This window comes from Lysinibacillus sp. S1 (assembly GCF_044986265.1).
GTDB lineage: Bacteria > Bacillota > Bacilli > Bacillales_A > Planococcaceae > Lysinibacillus > Lysinibacillus capsici.
In genome coordinates, this window is sequence record NZ_CP173154.1 from 3,654,896 (window position 1) to 3,667,246 (window position 12,351).

8 protein-coding genes are annotated in these 12,351 nt (G+C 31.5%); 6 read left to right on the plus strand and 2 right to left on the minus strand.

Annotated elements, in window-relative coordinates; genetic code table 11:
• The first annotated feature begins 391 nt into the window (after positions 1-391).
• From ACHZEU_RS18210 to dcm, 6 genes are read left to right on the plus strand one after another with little or no spacing between them, the layout of a single operon-like run.
• Positions 392-3,175, plus strand: coding sequence for a Z1 domain-containing protein (locus ACHZEU_RS18210; protein WP_279496008.1), 2,784 nt, complete (start codon positions 392-394; stop codon positions 3,173-3,175).
• Positions 3,165-5,177 carry a hypothetical protein gene (locus ACHZEU_RS18215; protein ID WP_279496006.1) on the plus strand — a complete coding sequence of 671 codons (2,013 nt, stop codon included), beginning with the start codon at positions 3,165-3,167 and terminating at the stop codon, positions 5,175-5,177. The genes ACHZEU_RS18210 and ACHZEU_RS18215 overlap by 11 nt, the downstream gene beginning before the upstream one ends.
• Positions 5,178-5,195: 18 nt before the next feature.
• Positions 5,196-6,143, plus strand: coding sequence for a hypothetical protein (locus ACHZEU_RS18220; RefSeq protein WP_279496004.1), 948 nt, complete (start codon positions 5,196-5,198; stop codon positions 6,141-6,143).
• A 1-nt stretch (position 6,144) separates the two neighbouring features.
• Positions 6,145-6,837 carry a hypothetical protein gene (locus ACHZEU_RS18225; RefSeq protein WP_279496002.1) on the plus strand — a complete coding sequence of 231 codons (693 nt, stop codon included), beginning with the start codon at positions 6,145-6,147 and terminating at the stop codon, positions 6,835-6,837.
• Positions 6,838-6,842: 5 nt separating this feature from the next.
• Positions 6,843-7,910 carry a phospholipase D family protein gene (locus ACHZEU_RS18230; protein ID WP_279496000.1) on the plus strand — a complete coding sequence of 356 codons (1,068 nt, stop codon included), beginning with the start codon at positions 6,843-6,845 and terminating at the stop codon, positions 7,908-7,910.
• A gap of 32 nt (positions 7,911-7,942) precedes the next feature.
• A complete protein-coding gene (dcm, locus tag ACHZEU_RS18235; protein WP_279495998.1) occupies positions 7,943-9,235 on the plus strand; it encodes a DNA (cytosine-5-)-methyltransferase in 1,293 nt (430 codons plus the stop codon).
• Between the two features lie 346 nt (positions 9,236-9,581).
• On the opposite strand, the gene ACHZEU_RS18240 is transcribed toward dcm, so the two are convergent.
• Together ACHZEU_RS18240 and ACHZEU_RS18245 are read right to left on the minus strand one after the other, a co-directional pair.
• Positions 9,582-10,925 (minus strand): restriction endonuclease PLD domain-containing protein, encoded by a 1,344-nt coding sequence (locus ACHZEU_RS18240; RefSeq protein ID WP_279495996.1) that lies wholly within the window; start codon positions 10,923-10,925, stop codon positions 9,582-9,584.
• Positions 10,926-11,161: 236 nt separating this feature from the next.
• A complete protein-coding gene (locus ACHZEU_RS18245; protein WP_279495994.1) occupies positions 11,162-12,340 on the minus strand; it encodes a DNA cytosine methyltransferase in 1,179 nt (392 codons plus the stop codon).
• Positions 12,341-12,351: the final 11 nt, after the last annotated feature.

A 12,351-nucleotide genomic window follows, 5' to 3' on the forward strand; every position in this document is an offset into this window, starting at 1 on the left:
GTATCACCATCAATCTGTAAAAATTTAAGTAAATTATAAAAAACTTAACTTATAATATTATTATATACTATAGTGGTAGTTTAGTGGTAACTACTTCCTAATTATTTACTTCTTCTGTAGTATAATCGTGAGATCAATGAAACCCCTTTTTAGAAGATTGAATCCGGAGACGTTGGTATATAAACGAATGTTCCTCTAACATTAACAGATATTGAGACAAACTATTATAAAACTATTAATGGAACGACTATTTTATGGTTACTTTTTAGATTATATGGTTATAAAAGATATCAAGGTATGGTCTCAAAATTTGTTTAAAATCTTATATATAAAAAATTGTTTAAATAAGTTAATATATATTAGGAAAATATAACTAAATGGTGGGGATTAAATGACATTTAACAAGATAAAGTATTCGCAACTTTTTCAAATAATAGAAAATCAATTTAATAATCTAGCTGATTGGAATAAAGTTAGAAATTTTGAAAGCTTGGCGGACCTTTCCGAAGATAGAGCTTTAGAAGCACTTAGAATGTTTAGTAATTTGAGTAATGAAGAATTAAATATAAATATTTGGAACCAAATAATTGATTACTTTGAAAATCGAGAGAAAAAACACAAGGTAGTTAAATTAGGTAAAGATACATTTAACGATGCTAAAATACCAGTTGATAAATATTCAGCGTGGCAACTTTATAAAAACGTTTTAATTAAACAAGATTGGTCGGAGGATTCGATTAAAAATATTGAAAAATCTTCATTTGAAATATTGAAAAATCTATCAATGGATACTGTAGAGTCAGGTCCAATTAAAGGGTTAGTTGTAGGTAATGTTCAGTCAGGAAAAACGGCAAATATGGCGGGATTGATGGCAATGGCAGCCGATAATGGCTTTAATTATTTCATTATTTTATCTGGTGTTATTGAAAATTTACGTCAACAGACAGCTAATCGTTTATATGGGGATATGAATACAGCTGGAAATGGTCATTTGCATTGGCATCAAGTAGATAATCCTTCTTTACGATCAAAGTTACCAGAACATAATATTAGTAATTTTAATTTGGACACAAGTGCAAAGGATAGATATTTTACTGTTTGTTTAAAAAATAGTACGCGTTTAAACTCATTAATAAAATGGCTGTATGATGATGTGAATAAAACAAAACAATTAAAAATCTTAGTTATTGATGATGAGGCCGATCAAGCAAGTGTTAATACAAAAAAGATAGAAGAAGAAGATAGAACAGAAATTAATAAATTAATCCTAAAGCTAGTAAATTCAGACAAGGTGAAAGGTATGAATTATATAGCTTATACAGCTACACCATATGCAAACATATTGAATGAAACGGGCGAGGATACGTTATACCCTAAAGACTTTATTGTTTTGTTAGAGCCTTCAGAAGATTATATTGGCCCAAAGCAAATTTTTGGTACAGAAGAGCCAGAAATGAGTCCTTATATAGACATTGTAAGGGATATTACTTCAGCAGATGCGGAAAATATTCGTGGAGCACAAAAAGTAAATCAAGATGTTCCTTTAGTAAACAGTCTGGTTGACTCTCTGCATTGGTTTATGTTAACAGTTGCAGCCATGAGAGCTATTGATTATCGTAAGCCAATTTCTATGTTAATACATACTAGTTTTAGAATATCGGACCATAGAAGTATCGCGCAAAAAATTGAAGAATACTTACGTGATTTCAAAATAAATTACAAAAAAATAATGCCTCAATTAAAAGTAATGTATGAGAATGAGTCTTTGGATTTTAAACGTTCGTATTTCTTAGAAGGAATGAAAGAATATTCTACTAAAGAAGAAGTACCAGATTACCCTGAATGGGAAGAAGTATCACGTTATATTGAAAGAATGATTCGTTTAGATATGGATGAATTTATTAGTCATATACCAATAGGTGAAGAAGGACAACCGAAATATCATAAAGGGTTCCATTTAGTTATTGATAACAGTAAAGCTAAGGCTGAAAACCAAATTGTGAGGCTTGTTTATCCTAAAGTTAAAGCCCTGAATCCAGCCCCTGCATTTATCGTTATAGGTGGGAATACACTTTCGCGTGGCCTAACTTTAGAAGGATTAACTACAACGTATTTCTTACGGACAACAAATCAAGCAGATACATTAATGCAGATGGCGCGATGGTTTGGATATAGAAAGGGATATGAAATTTTCCCTCGTATTTGGCTGGATAGCGAGGCTTTAGAACGTTATCAATTTTTGTCACAAATGAATGAAGAATTGCGAGAGGAAATTGCATTATATGCCCAGAACGGCCTCACTCCGACAACTTATGCACCAAGAGTCAAGAATTCTATAAATCATAAATTAATCAGAATAACCTCAAGTAATAAAATGCAGTCAGCTGAACCAAGCGAGTATGATTTTGCTGGTTTTAATTCACAAACTGTGTATTTTGAAAACAATGAAGATGTATTAGGACATAATTTGGAACATACGAAAAAATTCCTGAATGGTTTAAAATCACCAAAAATCAAGAATAGCAATATGATATGGAGAAATATACCGGTTGAAGATATAAAGTTTTTCTTAGAAGGCTATTATGTGTGCGAAAATGATGTGAAAATGTCAAATTTACCAGCTTTAATTGAATGGGCTGAGAAAAATTCCGGAGAACTATCTAATTGGAATATTACTTTATCTAGCATAGGGAAAGTTGAAGATACACAAGGGATGTGTAGTGACTGGAATATACATGGATACAGCCCTAAGTCGATAGTCCGAACAAAATTAGAAAAACGTAGTACAGAAAAGATAGCTAATATAGGTGCTTTACGTACACCATCTGATTTATTAGCTGATATTGATGAAGAGTTAACTTCGGAAGAAAGAAATACATCTAAAATTTTGGAGATTCGTTCAATACGTGAGAAATATGGCTACGGAAAAGTACCTCTAATCACCATTTATAGAATTGATAAGGGCCAAATTGATAAGGCAAGTAACAATAAAAATAAGAAAGTTAGCGCGAACCGAGAGCCGCTAAACTTCTCTAAAGATGTTATTGGTATAAATGTAATGATTCCAGGAGTATCTAAAGGAAGTCAATTAGCTACTTATATATCTGCAAAATTAAATTTAAAAGAAATTAATGATGAGAACTATTATGAGGAGTTAGATGATTATGAGGATTAAACATGCAATAAACGACGTACAGAGTATGTCACATGATGGAGGGAAAATCCTAAAATCATTACAAAACAACTACTTACCTTTAATTGATATTGTAGTACGAGAATCAATTCAAAATAGCTTAGACGCCTCAATTGAAGGCGAACATAGTACCTATGTAGATTTTAAAATTGATAAATTTGAATCGGAAAAGTTGGCACCAATATTCGAAGATGTGGACAAAATTTTAATTGAAAGATTCCCTGGGTATCAAGATTTCCTTGCTATAAGTGATAAAAAAACATATGGTTTGATAGGCGATTATACATCTGAAGACATTAAAATTCTAGATAAAAGTAATTTTCATAAACTAGTATTTGGTATCGGTAAAAATCAAAGCAAAGATGGAGCTGGAGGGAGTTGGGGTTACGGTAAAACTAGCTATTTTAGATTAGGTGTTGGAGTCGTTCTTTATTACACTCGCATACAAGAAGGTGATGGATATGAAGAACGATTAATTGCGTCAATTATTGAAGATCCATCTAAAAAAGACCGATTACTATCTAATAATGAGCGTGGTATTGCTTGGTGGGGTGAATTCGCATTAAATAGTGATCGAATTTATCCGATTACAAACCAAGGTGAAATCGCAGATATACTTTCAATATTCGGTATTAAAAGTTACTCAGGTACGGAGACTGGTACAACTATTATTATTCCATATTTAAATGAATTTAATAAAGAAATGATAGAAGAAGATGTTTTAAAGTTCCCATGGGAGAACAATTATGAAGATGCTATTACTATGGCAATTCAGCGATGGTACTTCCCGAGGATATGGAATGAACAATATCGTGAAACACTCGAAAATTCTTTTTTGGAATGTACAGTTAATAATAATGTTATACATCCAGCTATTGAGTTCGAACCTATTTTTAAAATTTATCAAGAGTTATACACCTCGGCTTTATTAGGAAAGCCTGTAAAACCAAATATTCAAGTACTAGCGATAAACCTAGGACGTAATGCATTGAAAGATTCTAAAGAAGAAGTAGGGTATGTGGCTTTTCGTGAAGTAAGCAACATTGAACTAAAAATGACGCCTCCTGATAATAAACCATCTGGATTGGCTTATTTAGGTGTGAAGGATAGAAGTTTATTCGAAAATAATATGCCAAAAGTTATCGCCTATAGCCGAAAGCCAGGAATGGTTGTTGAATATAGTATTAATGGATTATGGGCAAATGGAAATATCGCTTTAAAAGAAGACCATATTTTACTTGGCTTCTTTGTGCCAAACTCTAAGGCTTTATTAACAGATAGCTTTCAAGAAGCCGGCTATACAACTTTGGAATCTTATTTAAGATCAATTGAAAACTCTGACCATGCAAACTGGGAAGATGCTGTAGATATTACAGTTGTAAAGCGTATAAGAGAGCGTACAAATATAAGTATTACAAATACTTATCAAGGCGATAAAGATACAGAAAATTCATCAGCTACATCAAGTCTATCTCGTAAATTTGGGGCAATGCTATTACCACCAAAAAACTTTGGTAAAACATCTTCTCGAGAAAAAGAAAAGAAAGAAACAGATAGAAAAGCTGGCACTAAATCTAGAGGTTCTGATATTTCTGTTATTAGTTCTATCCCTCTAAATGGAACAAAAGTAGAGGTAGTATTTAAAGCATTTATAAAAAGAAAAACAAAAAATATTATATTAGTACAAGTTCTAACTCAAGATCAGCGTATGGATTCAAGTGCATGGAATAAAGTTATGGATAATACTATTCCTTACCCATTTTGGATTTCTGAGGTTAATATTCAAAGAATCGATGATGAAAATATAAATCAGTCATATAGATATTATCAAAATGAAGATTTTATATTTAACTTAGATAGTAATCAATCGAGTGTATTTGAAATTATTTCAGATTCAGAAGCCGATAGTGTAATTGAAGGTACAATGACTTTAAATATGCATTCTAATCAATATATACCAAATATTGCTATCCGTACGTTCTAGGGAAGGAGTTATATGAGAATGTTACAATCTACTAATCAAATATCGTTATATCGAAAAATAGATTCAAAAATGATTGAAGAAGCAGGATTAGAAATAGGTATACCTCAATATTTTTACAGTACTGCTGAAGGATTAAAAGAAATAGAGGTCGGTGAAGAGTTTGAGAACGTTTTAACAATAAATGAATTTGATACAGAATGGTCCCCAAACGAAAATGATTTAATAGTTAAGCAAAAATTTACTTTTTACAATCCTTCAATCTTATTTGGGGATGAAGGAGTAACATCAATCGATAATAAAATAGGAATAGCTGTCCATATTCATTCTAAAACTTCTAGTAATCAAAAGAAAATTAATTTTGGTACCATTATAAACACTCAAAAGAAAATAATTGTTCATTTTGAACATTACTTTCCAAAAGATAGTCTTCGTGGAAATATAGAAATGGATTTCTTTTTGTATCTACAAGATAACCTAGAGACTAGACCTTACCATGCTAATCAAATTGGGATGAGATTAAGTGAAGAAGATTTATATAGTCTAACCATTGTTGTGGATGGAGAAGGGTCATCATTCCCTATCACTGAGTTTAATGATAAGAATGGACCTCTGTGGATTCTTGAAAAAAATTGGGTAGACGCTTCTGAAGATATATTTGATAGTTCGAATGTCTATTTAAGCTTAAATATTGCCCACCCACTTTTTGAACAAATAAAAGGTGGGAAAACAAAAGCAAGTAGAGCTTTAATGGGTGATATTATGGTTCAAGCAATGTCAATGCTAATCCAACAAGTATTAATTATAGAAGAGAACACTTTAGATATAGTGGATGAGTTTACTTCGAATAGTATATTGGCTGTTGTAAAGTACTGGGTAACTACCTTTGAAGTTGATACGACTTCACTATTTACGATAATGAATTCACTGAGAACGAAGCTTGATCAGGAAATGCTAGGTGGGGAGTAATATGATTAATTGGGAAAACTTAAATTGTGATATAAATAAAGCAAGTAAAGATTTCGAAAAACTTAAAGTTAAATCCACTTCTATAGAGCCAATAAACCCAAGAAATGAATTTATCGAACTTCGCCAAAAGTTAATTAAAGCTCGGGACAATATATTTGAAGCGTACAATTTGGACAAAGTAAATAAATTAGACTACCCGTTTGATTTATTATTTGGCTTAGAAGTGTATCAAATTTTAAACGAGGATATAGGTTTTGCAAACCGAGTAGCTACTAATGACGATGTTTGGCGTTACCTTTCCATTTATGTGATACCAGATATAGTACATTCTCGTTGGTCCTTAAATGCAGATCATTTTTATAAAATATCTAGAAGAATTTGGTTAAAAACGATTTGGTGGTACATTCATTTATCTTGGAGAGGAAATAAAAAAGATACCTATGAGATCTTAAAGAATAATTCTACCGATACGATATTGCAGTTAGTTGAACGACCAGGAATAGGTTACTATGTAGAAATGTATCGAGAGTTAATGTTGCAATATTCTACTTTTGAGGATAAGTCACGCGATCTATTCCGAAGAGTTCTTAAATTAAATACCGCACGTCTTTTAACCATTTCTCCAGAATTAGTTGAGGGTGGATTACAGGGGTATGTTTCAGACTTGTTTGAAACTGTTCAAAATAGGGATTGATTTCAATGGATACATATTTTGTGAATCTTTATGAAAATATCTTTGGAAAAATAGCTAATAATTACACTCATTTGCGAATAATCAGCGGTTATGCTTCTGCTAGTTTTCTATCGCGTGTGATAAATGATTTTCCACATTTAAAAATTGAACTATTCTTAGGAATGACATTACATGGTGTATCTAAAAATAATCATTTAGAATTCCAATCTTTAATAAAAAGATATGAGAATATTAATGTTTTCTATCAAATAAAGGGTAAGCCAAATCATATGAAAATCCTTGAATTTAGTACAAAAACAAGTAATAAGATTTTTATAGGATCTGCCAATTTTTCAGAAAATGGATTTTTTAATCATAAAGAAGTATTGACGGAAATTGATTTCCTTCCAGAATCATTATTTATAGACCAAGTAAATGATTCATTAATATGTAACGATAAAAGCATAAACGATTTTATTAAATTTTATGACGAAGATACAAATGATCTAAGTCTTGTTAATGGTAAAATAGATTCTGCAGCAAGTCTAGTTGAAGTAGATGAGTGTGAAGTTTCTAATGAATTGGAAAACGAAAATGTGCTTCAGCAAAATGCAACTACAATTTCAAGCAAAATAAAAGGAAATGTAGGTAAAAGAAAATCTATTAAAAGTTGGAGTTTATTACGAGGTAGAATAGATTATGAATATTACCTTTCATTTGAAGTGACTGTGATATTGCACCGGAATAACAATCCAAGATGGGCAAATAAAGGTATTAATGCTTGGGTGGATGGAAGAAACCCAGTACTAGTGCAAACTCCTAAATTACTGTTTGCTAAAGTATTTCCTTGCGATGAAAAATTTAGTATCTATACCGATGATAATAAATTATTTAATGCAAAATTAACTGGTAAATTTAATGGGGAATTAGAAGTTTTGAATTTTAATTTATATGATTATATTCGAGAGCGCATTGGTTTAGTAGAAAAAAGGCCAATTAGTTATGATGATTTAGTTTCTAATGGGTATGCAACAATGTATTTTACAAGAATAAATCATAATGAATATAAAATGAGCTTTAATAAGGACTACTAGTTAAAAAATTTTAAGAGATCGGAGGGAATTCAATGTTAAGGATAATAGAAACATTTAGCGGCATTGGAAGCCAAGTACAAGCTCTTAAAAATATTAATATAGAACACAGAGTAGTCGCTACAGTAGAGTGGGAGATAGGAGCAATGTATGCATACGATATAATGCATAATGGTCCTCAATACTTGAAAGAGTATAGACATCATACTAAAGAATCTTTAGTTAATATATTAGACAATTATACCTTATCAAGCGATGGTAAAGTACCATTAAGTTACAGAGCATTAACTAAATTATCTTTAGTGCAACTTAAGGCTATTCTATCCTCAATTGAAAGAAATAACAATTTAGTTGATATAAAAAGTGTTAAAGCAATTGAATTACCTGATACAGATGTATTAACTTACTCATTTCCCTGTCAAGATCTATCGGTAAGTGGATATTGGCATAACAATCATTCAGGCATAGATAGAGACGCCAATAATCGCTCTACGCTGCTTTGGGAGATTGAAAGAATTTTAAAAGAGTTTGTAGAAATTGGGAAAGCATTACCAAAGTTTTTACTTATGGAGAACGTAAGTAACATTCTTTCTAGCAAGCATATTAAAAACTTCAATGAATGGCAAAACTTTTTAGAGAATCTGGGCTACATTAATAAAATTTATACACTAGATGCGAGAAATTTCGGAATTCCACAATCTAGAATTAGAACATATCTAGTTAGCGTACTTGCCGAAAACTCAGAACAAGCAAATGAAATAAATAATTATTTTCTTTTAAATAATTTAGAGAATATTTATTTAGATAAAGAACAGATAGCTCCTATTGAAAGGTTTTTACGATTAGATTATTCTAAAAAACTTTATTATATGGAAGCAATTGAGAGTACACCAGCTTTTACGGAGTCACGTAAAAAAATCTATGAAAATAATGTGATTTTAGCAACAGATAATATTGCTCATAATAAAGAGCATGCGCGTACTATTACAACGAAACAAGATCGTCATCCTAATTCAGGTATTATTGAATTTAGAAATCAAGAACTTACAAGTATAAATAAAAAATATAGGAACCTTACTCCACGAGAATGTTTCTTATTAATGGGTTTTAAAGAGGAACAATACGAATTATTAATGGAAAACAACATACAAATTGGCCAAGATCGTAAAATATTGTCACAAACAAAATTAATCCAATTAGCAGGCAATAGTATAGTTGTACAAGTTTTAGAAAGTATATTTAACCAAATTAATGAAATTAACGAAAAAATTTTGACTGTAAAAGGGCAAGAAAATTTAGTAGAAAAGCGAGTTATCGTTGCTGTTTAAATGTAAGAATAGAGCAGTAGAACGGACCAATTATTATTTAAATTTTATAAAGTCTTTGACATTTTCCGAAATACATTTAAGTATGTCCAAAATTATTTTTATCTGGTTACCGTCGTATTATATCTCCGTCCATCTAAATGAACTAGGAGTTTATAGAAAATAATAAATATAATTGCTACTCGTTCTAAAATCAAGTAGTATTGGTAAGGATTAAAAAAGAAAGTGCCAAGTGCCAAATGATTTATTTAATAAAATAACTTAGTATATAAAAAAGCGGTTATATCTATTAAATTTAAAATAGATATAACCGTTTTTTAATAAGGAATTGTTTTAATTGATAGTTAAATTAATTTTCAATGATTATTTCACAACCTAAGGATTCTAGATAATTCATATTTGATTCTCTACCAACTGAATAGCAATAGTTAGAGACTGCAACAATTAGTGAACTACCTCCTTCATCGTAGACTATATCATCTGTACCCAAAGTCTTGATAATAATTAAGTCTGAATCTATTAAGTATTCCTTCGAATTTTCATTCCAAGAACATATTAATCCACCATACACATCAATATTAAGATCAGGAACTCTTACAAATACTGTTTCTATTAGTATTTGCATATTTTCATTTTCTTGTAGGATATCAGTACCCCTATCTTCGATATCCCAAAGATGGTCTTCGCAGTTAGCTAAAGTTAAATTTGTAGCAAAGTTAAGTAAGTACAGACCTTCATGAATTTTTGTTAATTGTACTGAATCTCTACCGTATCTTATTAAATCCCTAGTTTCTATAAAGGTGCCTGAGGCTACACCAATTCTTTGCCTAATATAAGCGCCCAAAATACTATTGTTATCGCATGTTTCTATAGCTTTTCTTTCTTCTTGTGCGACTTTACAAACAAACATTTCACCATCGTCTGTTAAAACAAGCATTTTTTCACGTCTTTGAGGAAGAAAATGGGGACGTTCGCGATGTACTTGTTTAGAGATTGGGAGATATGCTTCGTTCCCAGTACGTGTAGGTTGTCTCAAACCATTTCGACCATTGTGTCCCCAATTGATTCCTGATTTAGGCGGTGTCTCACCTCCCCTAATTGTTAGGGGAATATTTATGGATTCGTAATTGCTCTCTAACTCTCCTTCTTTAGTTAAAGAAAAAATATCCAATTGTTCATCTTCATATAAAACAATTAATTCACTTTCTTTGTTGTGGTGAATTATTATTTCCTCAGAAATATTTGCACTTGTGCAATCTATAATATTTAAATTATCAAATATCTGTTCTACATCCCCATCGTGTTCTACTAATATTTCATTTCTATGGCAGAATCCGTTCAATGTAAAAGTCGCAGAACCTACAAATACTTTTTTTTGATCTAATCCTAAATTAAGTGGACTTTCCCAATAGTAAACATTGCTATGCTGACCTGGTTTAGTAATTTGGTAGTATACTTCTAGACGATTAACATATCTTTTTACTAAGTGTTGGAATGCTAGATGTGTAAATTCAGAAATACCATCTTGAGAGACCATTCCGACATAGATTTTTAAGTTTAAATCATAGAATTCATCTAACATTTTTGTAACAAGAATAGGACTAACATTACTAGATAAAATTTTTAGGTTTCTATATCCGGAATTATATATATCCCTTACAATATATTGTTCAAAATTATGAGTTATAAGCATGAGAACGCCACCTCCAAATCTAACTTTACGTGAAAAATGAATAAAATTCAAAAAAAGTAATTTTTTAATAGTATTTCCTTGAGTATGAAATATATTTTTTCAATTTGTTAAGTTAAACTTAGGTTCAATTAGAAAGTATTTCAATATTAAAACCTGAGTTTCACAATAAAATTGGTTTTCACTGAGTTAAATTTGCGTTTGTGTATAGATACCTTGGTGAATGATTCCATTATATACTAGATATTGTTAAAAGATAGTTGTTGATTGTCGGCATTAATCTCATTTTTTGCCACCTTTTTGGCTTTCTCTTTTTGAAGATATTCAAATTGAAATTTTTTTGTTGGTTCCACAAATTCATAAGGGATTTTTGCAAATGATTTTAAAATCGCTTCAAAAATAATTTGAGCACCTGCAGGTGGAACAGCCATACCAATTTGCTTGCGTGCAGCTTCTTTGCTTCCTGTAAAAATGAAATCATCCGGGAATGTTTGTAAGCGTGCGCGTTCGCGGTTTGTTAAAGCACGTGTTTGTTCCCAGTGATACATATGTGTACCACCTCCTCCACTACCTGTTACGGTATAAGCTGGACGTGTTGGATCGAGACGTTTATAGATTGAGCTTAAACGAGCACCTTTAACATTTAATTGTAATTCTTCAGGTATACCAATATACCAAGCATTTTCCCCTGCTGGAATATAGCTTAACATTTCTTGAACCCTCGCTGTATGGCGTGGCATATCATGGTTTGGTGCATTTTCAGGGATTGGTGGATGTTCTATCGCTTCTTTACATGTTTTATAATCAGCTGAGTTTGGTGTTGTTGGTGCAGGAACTTTAAATTCAATTCCTTTATCAGCAAGATCTTTACGAATGCCTACAATAATTATACGGTGTCTGGCTTGTGGGACGCCGTATTCTTCAAATTTATATAAGTGTGGTGTTACTACGTATTCCACATCACCTGGTGCTTCTAATTCTTTCAAAATCTTAATAAAGGCACGACCTTCATTGGCACTTTGTAATCCTCCGACATTTTCAGCAATAAAGAATTTTGGTTTATGGGTATTTAAAACTTTTACACCGTAGCTATAAAGAGGTCCGAATGAACCTCCTAGTCCCTTTTTTTCACCTACTAGACTGTAGTCATTGCAGGGAAAACCAAATGCAAAGCACTGAATTTCTGGTAACTCACTTATATTTAACTTTTCTACTGGTCCACAAATAACACTAGGATCGTTTTCATTACCACAGATATTGAGTGCAAATGTTCGGCAAGCATTTTGATCATAGTCATTTGACCAGGTGTGTTCAATACGGAATTCTTCTTGTGTTTCTGGATGGATAACGACTGTGTTCTTAGCTGCTAAACTAAGGCCACCTGGGCCGTTAAATAATTCGCCTTTTTTAAAAATCAATTTTTTTCATC